The 16,683-nt window shown below is 66.5% G+C and carries 14 protein-coding genes and 1 pseudogene; 9 read left to right on the top strand and 6 right to left on the bottom strand.

The window, feature by feature from the left end:
- Window positions 1–81: 81 nt before the first annotated feature.
- The 3 genes and pseudogenes from FK256_RS14905 to FK256_RS12110 form a co-directional block, all read left to right on the top strand.
- Window positions 82–540: pseudogene (locus FK256_RS14905) on the top strand (type I restriction enzyme subunit R domain-containing protein); the annotation flags it as partial.
- Window positions 535–1,389 (top strand): type I restriction endonuclease subunit R, EcoR124 family, encoded by an 855-nt coding sequence (locus FK256_RS12115; RefSeq protein WP_425321594.1) that lies wholly within the window; start codon window positions 535–537, stop codon window positions 1,387–1,389. The pseudogene FK256_RS14905 and the gene FK256_RS12115, both read left to right, overlap by 6 nt.
- Window positions 1,390–2,189: 800 nt before the next feature.
- Window positions 2,190–3,569 carry a hypothetical protein gene (locus FK256_RS12110; RefSeq protein ID WP_141424934.1) on the top strand — a complete coding sequence of 460 codons (1,380 nt, stop codon included), beginning with the start codon at window positions 2,190–2,192 and terminating at the stop codon, window positions 3,567–3,569.
- Window positions 3,570–3,831: 262 nt separating this feature from the next.
- On the opposite strand, the gene FK256_RS12100 is transcribed toward FK256_RS12110, so the two are convergent.
- A complete protein-coding gene (locus tag FK256_RS12100) occupies window positions 3,832–4,317 on the bottom strand; it encodes a helix-turn-helix domain-containing protein (protein ID WP_141424938.1) in 486 nt (161 codons plus the stop codon).
- Between the two features lie 354 nt (window positions 4,318–4,671).
- On the opposite strand from FK256_RS12100, the gene FK256_RS14335 reads away from it, so the two are divergent.
- The 4 genes from FK256_RS14335 (at window position 4,672) to FK256_RS12085 (ending at window position 9,283) form a co-directional block, all read left to right on the top strand.
- Window positions 4,672–4,821, top strand: coding sequence for a hypothetical protein (locus FK256_RS14335; protein ID WP_009234545.1), 150 nt, complete (start codon window positions 4,672–4,674; stop codon window positions 4,819–4,821).
- 5 nt (window positions 4,822–4,826) lie between these two features.
- Window positions 4,827–6,440: a sensor histidine kinase gene (locus tag FK256_RS12095; protein ID WP_141424933.1), complete on the top strand. Its 1,614-nt coding sequence runs from the start codon at window positions 4,827–4,829 to the stop codon at window positions 6,438–6,440.
- Window positions 6,437–8,008, top strand: a complete 1,572-nt coding sequence (locus FK256_RS12090) for an SLC13 family permease (protein WP_141424932.1) — start codon at window positions 6,437–6,439, stop codon at window positions 8,006–8,008. The genes FK256_RS12095 and FK256_RS12090 overlap by 4 nt, the downstream gene beginning before the upstream one ends.
- A 78-nt stretch (window positions 8,009–8,086) precedes the next feature.
- Window positions 8,087–9,283 carry a glycerate kinase family protein gene (locus FK256_RS12085; protein ID WP_141424931.1) on the top strand — a complete coding sequence of 399 codons (1,197 nt, stop codon included), beginning with the start codon at window positions 8,087–8,089 and terminating at the stop codon, window positions 9,281–9,283.
- A gap of 163 nt (window positions 9,284–9,446) precedes the next feature.
- On the opposite strand, the gene FK256_RS12080 is transcribed toward FK256_RS12085, so the two are convergent.
- The 3 genes from FK256_RS12080 to FK256_RS12070 form a co-directional block, all read right to left on the bottom strand.
- Entirely contained in the window at window positions 9,447–10,298 is an 852-nt protein-coding gene (locus FK256_RS12080) for a MetQ/NlpA family ABC transporter substrate-binding protein (protein WP_009234549.1), read from the bottom strand.
- A 139-nt stretch (window positions 10,299–10,437) separates the two neighbouring features.
- Complete coding sequence (locus FK256_RS12075) at window positions 10,438–11,157, bottom strand: methionine ABC transporter permease (RefSeq protein ID WP_009234550.1); 720 nt, start codon at window positions 11,155–11,157, stop codon at window positions 10,438–10,440.
- Window positions 11,154–12,260 carry a methionine ABC transporter ATP-binding protein gene (locus tag FK256_RS12070; protein ID WP_141424930.1) on the bottom strand — a complete coding sequence of 369 codons (1,107 nt, stop codon included), beginning with the start codon at window positions 12,258–12,260 and terminating at the stop codon, window positions 11,154–11,156. Before FK256_RS12070 ends, FK256_RS12075 begins: the two co-directional genes overlap by 4 nt.
- 320 nt (window positions 12,261–12,580) lie before the next feature.
- Here FK256_RS12070 and FK256_RS12065 point away from each other — a divergent pair, with 320 nt between their 5' ends.
- The gene (locus tag FK256_RS12065) at window positions 12,581–13,678 is read left to right on the top strand and encodes an alpha/beta hydrolase (protein WP_244936412.1); all 1,098 of its coding nucleotides are present in this window, start codon (window positions 12,581–12,583) and stop codon (window positions 13,676–13,678) included.
- On the opposite strand, the gene FK256_RS12060 is transcribed toward FK256_RS12065, so the two are convergent.
- Window positions 13,647–14,237, bottom strand: a complete 591-nt coding sequence (locus FK256_RS12060) for a low molecular weight protein-tyrosine-phosphatase (protein WP_141424936.1) — start codon at window positions 14,235–14,237, stop codon at window positions 13,647–13,649. The genes FK256_RS12065 and FK256_RS12060 overlap by 32 nt on opposite strands.
- A 370-nt stretch (window positions 14,238–14,607) precedes the next feature.
- Complete coding sequence (pheA, locus tag FK256_RS12055; RefSeq protein ID WP_141424929.1) at window positions 14,608–15,552, bottom strand: prephenate dehydratase; 945 nt, start codon at window positions 15,550–15,552, stop codon at window positions 14,608–14,610.
- Between the two features lie 162 nt (window positions 15,553–15,714).
- Between pheA and FK256_RS12050 the strand changes: the two genes are divergently transcribed.
- A complete protein-coding gene (locus FK256_RS12050) occupies window positions 15,715–16,665 on the top strand; it encodes a fructosamine kinase family protein (protein WP_141424928.1) in 951 nt (316 codons plus the stop codon).
- Window positions 16,666–16,683 lie beyond the last annotated feature (18 nt).

The raw sequence follows: 16,683 nt of genomic DNA, 5'->3' as shown, positions 1-16,683 counted from the left end.
GCAAACACCACCTGACCCCACCCCCTCAACACATGGAGACATTCCACGCGGCCGGGAACAGGATTCCCGTTCCCGACGGCGTCGATCCGGGCGGCGCGTGCCTACTACATGGAGTTCAAGCGGCAGCAGGAGGGGCTGGCCCCGGACCGGCGCCTAAGCGTCGGCATCGTCTACTCCTACGCGCCCAACGCCGACGCGCCCGGTGAGACACTGGCCGATGAGGCCGTGGACCCCTCGCAGCTGACCGCCGACGACCGTGCCTTCCTCGATGAGGCGATCCGCGACTACAACGCGCAGTTCGGCACCGCCTACGACACGAGCGCACAGGGCTTCGAAGGCTACTACGAGGACATCTCCCGGCGGCTGGCGGAGCGGACGATCGACCTGGTCATCGTGGTCAACATGTTCCTCACCGGGTTCGACTCCAAGACGCTCAACACCCTATGGGTGGACAAGTCGCTGCGCACGCACGGGCTCATCCAGGCGTTCTCGCGCACGAACCGGATCCTCAACTCGGTCAAGACCTACGGCAACGTGGTCTGCTTCCGGGACCTGCAGGAGGAGACCGATGAGGCCATCGCCCTGTTCGGCAACGAGGCCGCCGGCAGGCTGGTGCTCCTCAAGCCGTACAAGGAGTACCTGGAGGACTACCTGGAGAAGATCAACGAGCTGCGGGCCAGGTTCGAGCCGGGTCAGATGATCGCCTCGGAGGCCGAGCAGAAGGAGTTCATCCGCAAGTTCGGGAAGATCCTGCGGCTGCGCAACATCCTGGCGAGCTTTGACGACTTCGGAGACGACGACGTCATCGGCGAAGCCGAGTTCCAGGACTACCGCAGCGTGTATGTGGACCTGTATGCCGAGATGCGGCGGGCCGCCGACGTGGAGAAGGAGGTCGTCAACGACGATCTCGTCTTCGAGATCGAGCTGGTCAAGCAGGTGGAGGTGGGAGTCGACTACGTCCTCATGCTGGTGAAGAAGCACCGGGGCGAGGCGGGAGATGGCGAGGACAAGGAGATCCCGGTGGAAATCCGCCGGGCGGTGACCTCCAGTCCCAGCCTGCGCAACAAGCGCGACCTCATTGAGGACTTCGTGCACACGGTGTCGGCCTTCGGGGACGTGGACGAGCAGTGGCGGGCGTTCATTGAACAGCGGCGTAGCGAGGAGCTGGCAGCGATCATCCGCGATGAACGGCTGCGCGAGGGGCCGGCGAAGGCACTGGTGGAGGCAGCCTTGCGGGACGGGTACGTGCCCACCGAGGAAACCGCGATCACGAGGATTCTGCCGCCCACCTCCAGGTTCCGCCGCTCGGTCGGCGATGACGGCCACGACAAAAAGAAGCACCGCGTCCAAGCCGCCCTGGCCGCCTATGTTGAAGACTGGGTGCGATGAGTAGAGGCTCCCACGCGGCAGCAGGAGCGTTCCCGTACGACCGGGCGCATACCACTCCAGCCGGGAATGTTCCACGTCGCCAAGTACAGGAATCCTGTACCCGGCCACGCAAGACGTCGTCCACAGCACCTCTCATGGTCCGCCTACGAGCCTTCATACCTCAACCGCGGCTCTCGCACCGGGCGACAGTACTTTAGACGCGATACCACAAGCAAAACTTGACTGGGTCACAGTTGACGTTTCGAATCCAAACGCAACAGAATCCCCAGAACCCGATTATTACCTCGATAGTTAATTTCAGAATCAACTCAGCTTTATCTCAATTCAATTACTTTCAATTTAACACTGCCATACATGTAGTTATTTTCTAACCTCAATCACCATATGCTGCTAGAATTCGAAACTGACGGCAAGGATGTCAAGCTAAGCGCACCTCTCTTTCGACTATCACGGCCACACCACGTCTACCAAAAAAGCACACCCTTATCCTGTCCGAAAAATCGTCAGGACGAGACAACTTCTCACGAGAACGGAGCACTATCTTGCAGTTACTCTATGTTGTAAACTTCTCGATCATCGGCGACGATGCCTACAACAGAGTTCTACGTCATATCTCTACATGGCTTTCCAACAAAGAGAACCCCCTACAATTCACTTCCTTACTTCATTCGGGACAGTACACACCCATCCCCGGAAAAGTACACAATCAAAAGATTCCCCGCCAAGCAGAATGGAGCACTCTTTCACACTCTAAGAGTCACGCCATTAAACTTATAGTATCGCAACATGACGGCTCTGACATGGAGCTCACGACACGAGTCACGCTTGGAGAGGACGAGAACGGCGTTCAACTCCGCATTGGAATCGGCAGAAAGAGCACATCAAATGCATTAGTCCCCGTCACTAGAACCGACGTATTCCAACCTCGACTTATTAGACTAATCGATCACGATAATACACTTAAGTTTCGCGTCAACAATCAAGCAGTAGACGGGAAATTTCAGGCGATTAAGTCGCTGGATGAAGCGAAAATTGCATCCGATTCCATGGCTTCTAGTAATCGCTTACCGCTCACCATCATTCACCTTCAGTCTCCGAACGCTTGGGAGCTGGCTCACGAGCTTTCCAGGAAGCTTATCGGCCTAACAAGAATACTCACCGTGAACTATGTGACAGCCCGAGCTATTACCGAAGCTCATCCCGGCGCAAACATACCATTTGGAGGTCTTATTTTATTTTGGCCGGGCATGCAGGGACACCCACTCCGATGGACAGCAGAGCAGATCGCTGCTATTTCTCCGCGAGACATAACCACTAGACTCACGGAGCGCCTGGGGTCGTTGTCAGCACTCAGATCAGGACGTGACACAATTTGGGATAGAATTCGACGCGACATTGACGATCAACACATGAATAAACTTCTAGCACAAGCCTATACAGCAAGGGAGAGAAGAGATAGCGCTGGAGAAATTGAGGCTCTCAAACAGCAAGTTAAAACACTCAATGATTCGAACGATGAGCTAAGTGAGATTGGCGAAGAAGCGATGCGAGACGCCGATCAGGCAAGGGAGCGATGCTCGAAACTTGAAAATCAACTTGAACACCTTAAGGAGCAATTAGAAACTACAAAACAAGAAGCGGCAGCCTGGAGAAATTCTTATCAAGATATCGCTTCCAGTCCGTCTGAAAAGCCAATTGACCCTTGGGATGCGGTTCCCAAACTCACCTCGCACAGCAACCCGAACAAAACTTATTTGGCGATTTCCGATGCCTCTGGGGACTATATTGCATTCACAGAACGAGCAAAGAAATCATGGGAGTCCATTGATTACCCCGATCCAGAAGACATGACTGACAAACTCGTCAAACTCGCACAAGCCGCCAAAGAACTATATGAGACCAGAGGCCGAACTATACCTCACCTAGACACCTGGTTCAAAGAAAACTACGGCCTCAATGTTGCACTGACAGACCAGACGATCTCTAAATTCAAACGAAACGAACTGGCGTGGCTTCGAAAGTTTAACTTTGAAGACTCATTATCGCTCGACGGCACCCCGCACGTAAAAGTTCGTGACGCAGTCAGTCCTAATGAGTGTGGGCGCATTCATTTCGCACTAGACTCTAGCAAGAATCGTATTGTCGTCCACCATGTCGGAGTAAAGGTCTACAAACACTAACAACACTGAAAAGACTACCGACGGATTTGTTTCTCGATTTCATATCTGCGAAAGTAAGATATCAAACCGCTTCTCTTGTACCAGGCAACGGCGATTTGGACGCGGTCGCGCAGGTGGAGCTTGGCCAGGTGCGGCTGACATTGCGGTACACAGAGACGGGCTGCAGCACTAGTCTGCCAGCGTCTTTCTCGTCCGATACCCCCGCTGTGCCAGGCACGACTGAACTTTCACAGCCGTTGCGGCAAGCAGCGAATGTCAGTGTTCAGTCCTGCGAGCGAAGGTCCTTGAGGATCTGGTGCCTCTCGGCGGGATCATCGTCATAATCGCCCATCGCCTGGGCGTCAGTCACCATGTCCGACAGCGCCTCATTCGCCGCCCGACGCTGACGCTCACGGAACTCCAGCACGTCAGTGAGGAACAGGCGACGATGCCGTCTGACCTTCTCAAACGGGATCTCGCCGGCCTCCAACATCCTGACCAGCGTCGGCCGCGAGATACCCAGCACGTCAGCCGCCTCCTGCGTCGTCAGACGCTGGTCCTGCGGCGCCACCGTGACAGCCAGACCTCGACGCATCGCATCTACGACTTGCAGCAGGGCCTCAGCCGCCGCGGAGGGGAGTTCAATCGTCTCACCATTGATGGTCAGCGCCGCACCGGAGGAGGCCTCAAGTTCCTTCACTAGCTCGGCGAAGCGCCCGGCGACGTCCTCCTCAGGCAGGTAGGTCTTGCTCTCAGTCGTCATCGTCATGTCACACTCCCACACTGCTGTCCGTTCACTGTTTTCGAGTTGATCGTTTTGAGCGATTTGAGTGTAGGCCTCAGTGAGCGTCGACACAAGCCGAAGCACTGTCGCTTCTGCCAGCCCTCACGAGGACTTACCTTCGCACCGAGGACGTACCTTTCCCGCACACGACGACGGTCAGACCCCAGTGATCTGTGGGAAGACGCAGTCCTCGCGGGACAAGTACGTCCCCGGCCAAGGGCGGCATCCCAGTCATTATCAAAAACCTACAAGTTTTACTGTTTTATTAGTCTATTCTACATTAGAGAACTCTCATGCTCACCTGTGGTCCCTCTAGGACTGACTCGTGACAGTTGAAGCATGAACACCTCACGCCGCATCCTCGCCCTGGCCCTGCTCATGCTCGTCCCGGTGGCGCTGGCGCTGGCCGCCGAGTTCATGGCCGTCGTCCCCGGCCCGCCCGCGCAGCCCAGCCCGGTCTACCTGACCTCCGCCGGCGAAGGGAGCTGACACCGATGTCCTCCATCCCCTCTTCCTCTCCCCCGCCGGCCGCCGACCCGGCCTCCGGCTCCTCGGTCCCCGCCCAACTGCGCATCGTCGCCTGGACGCTGTTCGTCGTCGCCCTGGGGCTGACCAGCATGATCGTCTCCGTGCGCTCCACCCTCATGGCGGATATCTCGCGCTCCGCCAACACCGACGTCGCCCACGAGGTCAAGGAGCTCCAGAACTTCGCGTCCACCGGCGTCGACCCGCGGACCTCCCAGCCCTTCGCCTCCACCACCCGCCTCATGGAGGTCTACCGGGACGGCCAGCAGCTCACCGACCGGGAAGCCGTCATCATCTACAACCACGCCACCGGCAAGGCCACCCAGGCCTCCGGCGCCTCCGCCCCATCCCTGAACCTGACCAGCACGGACCCCCTGTTCGTGAAGATGCTGCAGTCGCCGTCGGGCGCCACCGACTACGGCAGCGGAGAGGTCCGCTGGGCCCGGGTCGAGCTCGAACCCGACGACCCCTCCCAGCACCTGTCCGTCATCACCATGAGCTTCACCGCCTCGCGCGTGGACCAGATCAACGCCACGATCTGGCTCATGGTCGGCATCAGCGCGGCAGTCCTGGTCCTCACCGGCGTCGTCGGGCTGCTCGTGGCCCGCCAGATCCTCAGGCCCCTGCGCGATCTGCGCACCGCGGCCGCCTCCGTCTCCACCCAGGACCTCAACCGCCGCCTGCCCGTCAAGGGCCGCGATGACATCGCCGGCCTGACCGAAGAGTTCAACGGCATGCTGGACCGCCTCCAGGAGGCCTTCGACGGACAGACCCAGTTCGTCCTGCGCGCACACCAGGAGATCTCCGGCCCCCTGACCGTCATGGACGCACGCCTGGCCAGCCAGCCGGCCACCCGCACCGTCCTCCAGCAGCGCACCCAGATCGCCGAGCTGCAACGGGTCCTCGACGACCTCCAGTCCCTCACCCAGGCCGAACGGCGCGACTTCGCCAACCTCACCCCCGACGTCGACGTCACCGACCTGGCCCGCACCCTGCTCGACGACGTCGAAGCCATGGCCCCGGGCCGCTGGAAGCTCGACCTCTCGGCCCGCGGCACGGCCACGCTCGACGTCGAGCGCGTGCGTCAGGCCACCGGCCACCTCGCCCGCAACGGGCTGCAGCACGGCGATGGCCCCCTCACCCTCACCATCGCCCCCGGCACCGACGGCTACGGCCGCAGCGGGCTGGAGATCTCCGTGACCGACGAGGGTCCGGGACTGGCCGACGACGACGTCGATTGGCTCTTCGAGCGCTTCACGCACGGCGAGGCCGACGGCAAGCCGCGCGGAAGCGGGTTGGGCCTGGCCATCGTGCGGGCCATCGCCGACGCCCACGACGGCACCGTCTTCGCCGTCTCCGCCTCGGGCCAGGGGGCCACCGTCGGCCTGCGCATCCCGGCCGGCAGCTCCTGGCGCCTCTCCTCCGACCCCGATCCCGCCGTCGTCGCCTCCTCGGCCACCGCGCCCTCCTCGCGCACCTCGGCGGACACGGCGCCTCGGGTGACCACCGGTGAGCCGGCAGTTGCCCACGACGACCGCGCGCATGGGGCCTCGGAAGACTCGGGAGAGGAGGCCGGCTCATGACCACCGTGACCGACACCGTCGGCTCCTTCGAGACCGATACGCCCACCGTGCGCGAGACCCTGCCGCTCTCCCTGGCGAGGCGCGGCGAGCCCGCACCGGCCCGGCGCTTGCCGTGGCGGCACGTTCTGTCCGCCGCCCTCGCCGTGAGCCTGTGCGCGGCCGTGGGCGTGGCCGCCTGGCGCGCGGGCGGCGCCGAGGGGAGCCTGACCGTCACCGGAGCACTCACCCTGATCATCTTCATCGCCTCGGTGTGGGCCTGGGCCTTCACGAAGGTGGACGACACCTACATCTCGCTGGGGGCCGCCACCGCCCTGGTCCTCACCGGAGCCCTGAGCCCGGATGAGATGTTCGCCAGCCTCGGGGACGACACGATCTGGCTCCTGGTGGCGGCCTTCGTCATCGCCGTCGGGGTGAGCGCCTCGGGCCTGACCGGCCGCCTGGCCGCCTGGTTGGTGACCGGCACGGACCACCCGCGCGTCCTGGTCCACCTGGTGACGGCCGCGATCGTCGCCACGGTCTTCGCGGCCCCCTCCACCTCGGGCCGCGCCGCCCTGCTGCTGCCGGTCTACACGGCCCTGGCCGGGGCCCTGAGCACCGGACCTGACGATGACGCTGCTTTGGCGGCCTCCCGCAAGCGGCTCATCCACGCCCTGTCGCTCATCTTCCCCACCGTCATCCTGCTGTCCGCGGTCGGTTCCTTCCTGGGGGCGGGCGCCCACCTGGTGACCTCCCACATCGTGGCCTCGGCCGGCGGGCAGGAGTTCTCCTTCGCCGGCTGGCTACTGCTGGGCCTGCCCCTGGCGGCGCTGTCCAGCCACCTGTCCACCGAGCTCATCATGCGACTGTTCACCCGCAAGGAGGACATGCGCCGTCGGGTGCGCGTCGACATCGCCGACCTCGCGGCGGCCTCCCCAACCCCGGTCACCGGTCCCCTGACCCAGGCCGAGAACCGGGCCGCCCTGCTCGTCGGCACGGTGGTGATGCTGTGGTGCACCGAGTCCCTGCACGGCGTCGACCCGGCCATCGTGGCCCTCCTGGGGGTCCTGGTGACCTCGCTACCCGGCTACGGCTCGGTAGCACTGCGCAAGGCGCTGGCCAAGGCCCCCTGGTCGCTGTTGGTCTTCATGGCGGCCACCCTCGCCATGGGGGACGCGCTGGTGTCCACCGGCGCCGCGAAGTGGGTGGCGACCTCGGCCTTCAATGCCCTGAGGATCGACTCGCCCTGGCCCTTCATGCTGGTCGTCGTGGTGCTCTCGACGGCGTCGCACCTGGTCATCCAGTCGCGCTCGGCCCGCTCGGCCGTCCTCATCCCGATCGTCGTGGCCCTGGCCCCGGCGGTGGGCGTCAGCCCGGCCGCGGCCGCTTTCGCCTCGACCGCCGCCGCTGGCTTCTGCCACACGCTGCCGTCCTCGGCCAAGCCGGTGGCCATGTTCTCCGACATCGAGGGCATGGAGACCTTCTCCCCCGACGACCTGCGACGTCTGTCGTTGTTCCTCGGGCCCCTCATGGTGGTCCTGGTCATGGCGTGCAGCGCCTGGCTGTGGCCGCTGCTGGGCCTGAGCTGGTGAGGCCGGGCCGCACCGCGCCTCGGAGCCCGCCCTATCCCCTGAGAACCCCCTCAAACATTGCAATCCTGGAGGAAAGTCATGCCCACGTCCGTACCCACCCGTATTCTCGTCGCCCCCTCGGGCTTCAAGGAGAGCCTGTCCCCAGAAGGGGTGTGCCAGGCCGTGGCCGCCGGGGTGCGCCGTCTCCTGCCCGGTGCCGTCGTCGTCGAGCTGCCCCTGGTCGACGGCGGTGAGGGCTCGGCGGCCACGATGGCCCGGGCCACCGGCGGCGACCTCATCACCACCCGCGTCACCGGCCCCATTGGCGAGCCGGTCGACTCCTACCTGGCCCGACTGGGCGGCTCCGCCCAGGGAACCTGGCTGGTGGAGATGGCCGCGGCGGCCGGCCTGCGCCTGGTGCCCGCCGGCATGCGCGACCCCGGCGCCACGACGACGATCGGCGTCGGCGAACTCATTTCGGTGGCGCTCGACGGCGGAGCCCGGCGCATCATCATCGGATGCGGTGACTCGGGGACCTGCGACGGCGGGGCCGGCGCACTCGTCGCCCTGGGCGCCCGGCTCCTGGACGCGGACGGCCATGAGGTCGACCCGATCGGCTCGAATCTGGCCCGGGTCCGGCGGATCGAGACCTCCGGCATGGATCCCCGCCTGCGCGACGTCGAGGTCCTCGTGGCCGGCAACATGCACAACCTCCTCACCGGCGAGCGCGGGGTGGCCCGCGTGTTCGGACCGCAGAAGGGGGCGAGCCCCGAGCAGGTGGAGGCGCTCGAGGCAGGTCTGGTCCACTGGGCCGGGCTCCTCGCCGAGGCCTTCCCCGCCCAGGCGGACCACCGCGACCTGCTCACCGGCCCGGGCACCGGCGCTTCGGGCGGCCTGGGGGCCGGGCTCGCCGCAGGGCTGGGGGCCAGGCTGTGCTCTCGCTTCGACATCCTCATGGATGCCGACCTGTGCGGGGTCGACCTCGACGCCCAGATCGCCCGAGCCGACCTGGTCATCACCGCCGAGGGCGCCGTTGACTTCCAGACACCGCGCGGCAAGATCCCCGCCGAGGTGGGACGCAGGGCCAAGCTGGCCGGCAAGCCGGTCATCGCGCTGGCCGGCTCGATCGGCCGCGGCTCCGAGGCCGTCCACGCCGCCGGAATCGACGCCGTCATGGGCATCATCCCGGTCCCCATGGATCTGCCCGAGGCCGTTTCACGCGCCGACGAGCTCGTCACCGACGCCACCGAGCGGGCGCTGCGCCTCATTCTCCTGGGCGCCGCCATCGCCGCGTGAACCGATGCGGCCGGGTGCAATCCGCTCCAGCCGGGAGCATTCCATGCGTACGGGGACGGGATTTTTGTCCCCGTACGCATGAGATGTCCCCGGCCACGAGGAGAGAAGGGCCGGTCGCGGTCGGCCCTTCGACCAACTACAACCGGCCCCGACTGGGTCCGTCTCAGAACGCCGGGATGACGGCCTCGTTCGGCCAGGTCTTGGTGATGTAGTCACGCAGCTTTTCGTCGTTGAGGAGCTTGGCGAGCTTCTTGAGGTGCTCGTTGTCCTTGTCGTCCTTGCGCACGACGAGCTGGTTGGGATACTCGGAGTCTTTGCCGCCCTTCTCCAGGAAGAGGGAGTCCTCCTTGGGGTTGAGCTTGGCGTCGATGGCGTAGTTGCCGTTGATGATGGCGGCCTCGCCGTCCGGCATCGACCGGTAGACCTGTGCGCCGTCGACGGTCTTGAACTTCAGGTTCTTCGGGTTGGAGGTCACGTCGGTGTCGCTGGGCAGCTCAGCGGACTTGTCCAGCTCGATGAGTCCGGCCGCGGCCAGAAGCTTGAGGCCGCGTGCCGTGTTGGCCGGGTCGTTGTTGAGGATGATCGTGCCGCCGTCCTGGATCTCCTGGACGTCCTTGTATCCCTTGGAGGTGTAGATCCCCATGGGTTCGATGTGGACATTGGCGATGGACACCAAGCTGTAGCCCTTGTCCTTGTTCTGCTGCGCCAGGAAATTGGGGGTCTGGAAGAAGTTGGCCGCCAGCGACCCGTCGTTCAGCGAGGTGTTCGGCGTCTGGTAGTCGTTGATGGACACAATGTCGAGCTTGATGCCAGTGCCCTCGGTGAGGTTGTCCTGGACCCACTGGAGGATCTCGACATGGGGCTTGGGGGTGGCGCCGATGGAGATGGTGGTGACGCCGTTCTTCTCGGTCAGGCCGGTCTTGGAGCCACAGGCGGCCAGGGTGAGGGCGGCGGCTGAGACGAGGCCGCCGGCAATGACGGTGCGGCGGGAGATGGAAGCGGACGAGGAAGACATGGTGGTTCCTTTCGGAGGGCCGGGCGGGCCCGATGATGGGAGAGAAGGAAGTCTGACGGTGCTGGGCCCGACGGCGCGGATGAACAGCTCCAGAGCGGTCTGAACCGATCCAGCGCACCTACCCCGGCTGGTGATCGCCTCAGCGGTGGTTCACCAGCCGGCTGAGCATGTCGCCGATGAGCTGGATGACACCCACGATGACGACGATGACGACCACCGTGATGACCATGACGTCGGCCATGTTGCGCTGGTAGCCATCCTGGATGGCGAGGTCGCCCAGACCGCCGCCCCCGATGGCGCCGGCCATGGCGGAGTATCCCAGGAGGGTGATGATGGTGACGGTCGCGGACTGGATGAGGATCGGCAGGGCCTCGCGCACGAGGACGCCCCAAGTGATCTGTCGGCCGGAGGCGCCCATCATGAGGGCGGCCTCGACCTTGCCGTGGTCGACGTCGTTGATGGCCGTCTCCACCAGGCGCGCGTAGAAGGGGATCGCGCCGATCGTCAGCGGCACGCAGACGGCCTGCCACCCGATCGACGACCCGACGAGGAATCGCGTGACCGAGATGAGCGCCACCATGAGGACGATGAAGGGCATGGAGCGGCCGAGGTTGACGATCTGCGAGAGAATCCAGTAGAGGGGCGGATTGCGCCATTGCCCCCGCTGGCCGGTGGCCACCAGCGTGAGCCCCAGTAAAAGGCCGAAAACAATGGTCAGGACTCCGGAGACAGACACCATCGCCAAGGTCTCGACAAATGAAGTGCCGAGCTTGAGCTGGATGGCCGGGTTGTTGAACCAGGTGCCGTCCCCGGACGTCGAGCTCGCGGCCTGGGCCAGCGGAAGGAGAATCGGGTTCATGAGCGGACCTCCGCAGCAATACCGGCCTGGCGCAGGGTGATCACGGCCTGTTCGGTGTCTGACCCGGGGACGGTGACGGCCAGGCGCCCGATCTGGGCCTGACCGATCGTCTCGAAGACCCCGGCGGCGATGTCGCCGCCGAGCTCGGCCACCATGGACATGAGGGCGACCGCGGCCGGCTGGCCCGGGTGGGCGGTGATGGAGACATCGATGACGCTCTCACCGTGGGCGACGGCGGCCTCGGGCACCTTCGGGAAGGGCACGATCTCGCGCGAGAGGCGGGAGTCGACATCGAGCACGATGTCCTCCAGGCGACCGCTCTGGACAATCCTGCCGGCCTCGAGCAGGCTGACGGAGTCGCAGATATGGCGGACCACGCTCATCTCGTGGGTGATGATGATGACGGTCAGGCCCAGGGTGTCGCGGACGTTCTTGATGAGGTCGAGGATGGAGCGGGTGGTCTCCGGGTCCAGGGCGGAGGTGGGCTCGTCGCACAGGAGGACGGCCGGGTCGTCAGCCAGCGCCCGAGCGATGCCGACGCGTTGCTTCTGACCGCCGGAGAGCTGGGAGGGGTAGGAGGCGCCGCGGTCGGACAGGCCCACGAGGTCGAGCATGCGCTCCACGATCGGGCGGCGCTGTCCCCCCGGCACGCCCGCGAGCGCCAGCGGGTAGGCGATGTTCTGCGCCGTGGTGCGCTGGTCGAGGAGGTTGGCGTGCTGGAAGACCATGCCAATGCGGCGTCGGGCCTCGCGCAGCTGGCCGGCGGACAGGGCGGTCATGTCCTGGCCGTCGACACTCACGTGGCCGCTGGTGGGGCGCTCCAGGGAGGTCAGGCAGCGCACGAGCGTGGACTTGCCGGCGCCGGAAGTACCGACGATGCCGTGGATGGAGCCGGGTGCGACGTCGAGGCTCAGGCCGTCCAGGGCCCGTACCTCCTTACCGCTGCGCAGGCGGTAGACCTTGTGGACGTCGCGCAGGGAGATCATGGGCTCGCTTTGAGAGCCGGACGCGTCGCCGTCCTCGGACCGGCCGGGGTCGGCGGCGGACTGGTCGGATGTGCTCACGTATTCCTCCATCGTTCCTGGCGGAAGCACCCGCACCATGAAGGGGGTTGCTGCAATGTCGTCGAGCCAGGTCTCTCGGTTGCTCTAGATGGCCACGAGTAACTTACGCAGCGTCTCATCGACTGCGCAAGCGACGACGCCGTCAAGGGACCCAGGTCACGCCACCAGCCTCCTCTGGCCGTGCCGCCGCCACGGGCCGGTTGGGAAGGCGGGCCAGGCCGCCGTCCGGCCCCCTCGTCGTCGGAAGGGGTCCTCTCGATCAGACCTTCGTCGACGTTTCGGCAACATTCTGAGTATTCTCAGGTCTCGTATCGGCGACGCTACTCGCACCGCACAGGGCGGCATGTTTGGATCTGCTCATGAGTGCGACCTCAGATCAGACGTCCCCCGAGCCGATGCCGGAGCCGACGGACCCGACCTCCCCTACCGGCCCGAGCGCCGCACCCACAACCGCAGGCGCCTCCAGCAGCTCCGACGACGCGATCACGCCCGATATCCTGGGCGAGCCGTGGGTGGCGCGCCGCATCCCGGTGACCGAGTCGCCCACGAAGGCGCCCGGCGCCGACCACGCTGTGCTCGTCCACCAGCGCGAGGCCGCCGGTCGGGCCAGCACGCCGCGCCATTCGCGCGCGGTCCTCTACCTCCACGGTCGCAGCGACTACTTCTTCCAGACTCACCTGGCGCAGGCCTACCTCGACGCCGGTTACGAGTTCTACGCGCTGGACCTGCGGGCCTGCGGGCGCGCCGGTATCGGGTGCGTCTCCCCGCACGACGTGCGCGACCTGCGCGTCCATGACGAGGAGATCTCCGAGGCCCTGCGCATCATCCGCTCCGAGCACGGGCACGACGTCGTCGTCCTCAACGGGCACTCGACCGGCGGGCTGCAGGCGGTCATCTGGGCGGCCGACCATCCCGGGACCGTGGACGCGGTCGTGCTCAACTCCCCGTGGCTGGACCTGCGTGGCTCGGCGCTCGTGCGCTCCTACGGGTCGGCCATCGTCGACCTCATCTCGCGCCGGGACCCCGAGCGCGTCATCGACGAGCCCGGCCGCGGCGAGAAGGACAACTACGTTGAGGCCCTGCACCGGCGCTGGCGCGGCGAATGGGATTGGGACCTGGCGCTCAAACCGGCGCCGTCCTTCCCCGTGCGGGCCGGGTTCCTGGCGGGGATCCGCCGCCTGCAGCGCGAGGTCCACCACGGGCTGGGCATCCGGGTGCCGATCCTCGTGTGCTGCTCAACGACCAGCGGCGGCGTGAAGGCGGGCCTGGAGGAGGCCCAGCGCTCCGATGTGGTCCTCGACGTGGACCAAATCATCGATCGCTCGCAGTATCTGGGCGATGACGTCACCGTCCGCCAGATCCCCGATGGCGTTCACGACCTGGCCCTGTCCGGGCCGCCGGCGCGCGCCGAGTACCTCCGGGCCGTCACGCACTGGCTGGACAACCGCCTGCACTGAGCTCAGTCAGGCGCGCGGCGAGCTCGTCGGCGAGCTCGTCACTGACCCGTTCGACCACCTCGAGGGTGTCGGCGAAGTCGGCCATGGTGCCGTACCAGGGGTCGGGGACGTTGAGGACGCCGCGGGAGGCCCGGCCGGCGGCGACGGCCTCGGTCTGAGGCGCGGCAGCGGGGTCGAATTCGCGGTACATGCGGATTCGGGAGGGCTCTGCCCCCAGGCCGGCGGCGCGGCGCTGGAGGATGTTCCAGTGGGAGTCGGTCATGGCCAGCAGGAGGTCGGCCTCGGCTATCTCGGCGTCGGTGATGCGGTGGGCGGCGTGGGAGGTAATGGCGATATCCGTGGCTCGCGAGACGTCGTCGGCGCCGGTACCGTAGCCGGCCTCGGCCAGGACGCGGCGGGCCCGGGAGTCGATGGGGTTGCCGCGCTCCTCGTCGGAGACGCCGGCCGAGGTGACGACGACGCCGTCGGGTTCGCGCATGTGGAGGCCCGCGGCGACGAGACGGTCATTCAGGACGATCTCTGCCATGGCGGAGCGACAGATGTTGCCGGTGCACACCATGATCACGCGGTAGCGCCCGGAGCCCCGACGTCGAGGTAATGAGGCCGGCGCCGGGGCGGCGGTCGAGGAGGCGGGGCCGGCTGAGGTCGTCTCGGTGGTCGTCTCGGTGCTGGCGTCGGAGGAGCTCACGTCCCCGAGCCTTGCGCACGACCCGGGCGCCTGTCCACCGGCCGGGCCCACACTTCCCGGACGGAGGGATTCGACGCGTACGGGGTGGGTGGGGTCAGGGCGCGTGTTCGTACCTTAGGTCGCGCGTTCGAGGGGTAGAGGGTACGAACCGACGACCTACCCTACGAACGCGAGCCTAAGGCACGACCGCGACGTCGGCGACCGGCGAGGACCGGCCTGCCCCGGACATATGCAACAGGACCTAGAGCGCGCGGCCGTCCAGGACGTCGGCGACCCAGGAGCGGGCCACGACGAAGTCCTTGTCGCTGGTGCCGGCCAGCACCGCCGTTGGGCGCGCGTCCAGCCGCGGGTAGGAGCCCAGGAACCGCACCACCGGACAAGTGCGGTGCAGCCCGATGAGGGCGGCCTGGACCCGCTCCTCGCGCACGTGCCCCTCCACATCGATGGAGAACCGGTAGCGACCCAGGGAGTCGCCCACCGGCCGGGACTCGATGCGCGAGAGGTTGACGCCGCGGGCGCTGAACTGCTCGAGCATGTCCAGCAGCGCGCCGGAGCGGTCGTGCGGGAGCTGGACGAGGAGAGTGGTCTTATCGGCGCCGGTGGGCTCGCCCACGCGACCGGGCCGGGTCACCTTGACGAAACGGGTGACGGCATCGGGGTTGTCCGCCACTCCCCCGGCGATGACCTCCAGCCCGTACTCCTTGGCGGCCAGCGGGTTGCACAGCGCCGCCTGGAAGCCGGTGTCCACCCCAGACGAGGCCAGCGCGCGGGCGGGCGCCGAGGTGGAGGTCCCGGCCACGTAGACCGCCTCGGGGAGGTTCTGGTGGACCCAGCCGCGGCACTGCGCCCAGGCGTGCGGGTGGGTGGAGATGGCGTGCACGTCCTCCAACCGGGTGCCGGGCCGGCCGGCCAAGACGAAGGTGATCGGCACTGCCATCTCGGCGGCGATGACCAGGGGCGTGGAGGCCACGAGGTTGTCCAGGGTGGCGTTGACCCCGCCCTCGACGGAGTTCTCGATGGGCACGACAGCAGCCTCCACCGTACGCTCGCGCAGGTGGTCCAGGGCCGTGGGCACGTCCGGGCAGGGATCGAGCTCGACGTTGACGGGGGCGACTTGGCGCAGTGCCATCTCGGTGAAGGTGCCGGCCGGACCGAGGAAGGACCAGAGCGGAGCGGGAGCAGTCATGGGCACAGGGTAGTCAGGTTCGGCTCGGTCGGCCCGATCCGGGCTGCTCTGCGGGACGCTGGCACGTGGCGGCGCTCGGGCTCGGCACCGGCCCGTCGCCGGCCTCCCACTGCCCTCCCACTGCTCTCCCGCGACTACGGCCCGACCTGGCAGGCTGGGGCCATGAGCGTTTTCCGCAAGCACGACGACGGCCCGGTCTCCACCGCCCTGGAGGCCCAGGGCCTGACCTGGCTCGCCGGGGCGATGGCCGACGGCGGCGCCCACGTGGTCCCAGTGACCAGCGGCCCGGGCTGGTTGGAGGAGCCGCGGCTAACGACGACCGGTGTGACGCCGGCCGGGGCTGAGGCCTTCGGCCGGGCGCTGGCCGTCACCCACGCGGCGGGCGCCCCGGCCTTCGGGGCGGCGCCGCCCGGGTGGGATGGCAGGGCGCAGATGGGCCGCTCCGACATCCGGCTGCGGCCGCACGCAGCGGAGGAGGGCGAGCCGCGCCGTTGGGGCGAGTTCTACGCCGAGGACCGGATCCTGCCCTACCTGCAGCCCAGTCGGGACAACGGCTCGATCAGCGTCGGCGGGGCTCGCCTCATCGAGCGGCTGTGCGAGCGCCTGCGTGACGGCGACTTCGACACCGACCAGCCGGCCCTGGTGCGCGCCGGCGCCCGCGAGCGCGGCGCGCGGGTCGCGGTGGCCCGCACCCACGGGGACCTGTGGTGCGGCAACGTCCTGTGGACGCCTGCCGACGAGGCCGCGCAGTGGGCGCCGCCGCGAGCCGGGCTCGGACCGCAGGAGCCTGCGCCTGGGGAGTCTCGCGGGGGCGACGAGGGCCGAGGGGATCGGCACGGCGAGGGGCCTGCCGGGCGGTCGACGGTGGTCGGCGTGCTCATCGACCCCATGGCGCAGGGTGCGCACGCCGAGACCGACCTGGCGGCCCTGGGGGTGTTCGGACAGCGCTACCTGGACCGGATCTACGCGGCCTACCACGAGGTCTCGCCGCTGGCGGCGGACTGGCGAGAGCGGGTGGGCCTCCACTCATGGCACATCATCATGATTCACGCCTTCCTCTTCGGTGGCGGCTACGGCGGAGAGGCCGTCGCCGTGGCCCGCCAGTACCTGTGAGCTGATGCCGGCCAGGAC

The sequence above is a fragment of the Actinomyces johnsonii genome, assembly GCF_006546835.1.
In the GTDB taxonomy this organism is placed as follows: Bacteria; Actinomycetota; Actinomycetes; order Actinomycetales; family Actinomycetaceae; genus Actinomyces; species Actinomyces johnsonii.
This window is presented reverse-complemented; position numbering and strand designations above follow the sequence as displayed.

Excerpts from the sequence above, each read along its gene's own strand:
- FK256_RS12110 (WP_141424934.1), top strand. The coding sequence starts at position 2,190 with ATGGAGCTCACGACACGAGTCACGCTTGGAGAGGACGAGAACGGCGTT.
- FK256_RS12100 (WP_141424938.1), bottom strand. The coding sequence starts at position 4,317 with ATGACGATGACGACTGAGAGCAAGACCTACCTGCCTGAGGAGGACGTC.
- FK256_RS14335 (WP_009234545.1), top strand. The coding sequence starts at position 4,672 with ATGAACACCTCACGCCGCATCCTCGCCCTGGCCCTGCTCATGCTCGTC.
- FK256_RS12095 (WP_141424933.1), top strand. The coding sequence starts at position 4,827 with ATGTCCTCCATCCCCTCTTCCTCTCCCCCGCCGGCCGCCGACCCGGCC.
- FK256_RS12090 (WP_141424932.1), top strand. The coding sequence starts at position 6,437 with ATGACCACCGTGACCGACACCGTCGGCTCCTTCGAGACCGATACGCCC.
- FK256_RS12085 (WP_141424931.1), top strand. The coding sequence starts at position 8,087 with ATGCCCACGTCCGTACCCACCCGTATTCTCGTCGCCCCCTCGGGCTTC.
- FK256_RS12080 (WP_009234549.1), bottom strand. The coding sequence starts at position 10,298 with ATGTCTTCCTCGTCCGCTTCCATCTCCCGCCGCACCGTCATTGCCGGC.
- FK256_RS12075 (WP_009234550.1), bottom strand. The coding sequence starts at position 11,157 with ATGAACCCGATTCTCCTTCCGCTGGCCCAGGCCGCGAGCTCGACGTCC.
- FK256_RS12070 (WP_141424930.1), bottom strand. The coding sequence starts at position 12,260 with ATGGTGCGGGTGCTTCCGCCAGGAACGATGGAGGAATACGTGAGCACA.
- FK256_RS12065 (WP_244936412.1), top strand. The coding sequence starts at position 12,581 with ATGAGTGCGACCTCAGATCAGACGTCCCCCGAGCCGATGCCGGAGCCG.
- FK256_RS12060 (WP_141424936.1), bottom strand. The coding sequence starts at position 14,237 with ATGGTGTGCACCGGCAACATCTGTCGCTCCGCCATGGCAGAGATCGTC.
- pheA (WP_141424929.1), bottom strand. The coding sequence starts at position 15,552 with ATGACTGCTCCCGCTCCGCTCTGGTCCTTCCTCGGTCCGGCCGGCACC.
- FK256_RS12050 (WP_141424928.1), top strand. The coding sequence starts at position 15,715 with ATGAGCGTTTTCCGCAAGCACGACGACGGCCCGGTCTCCACCGCCCTG.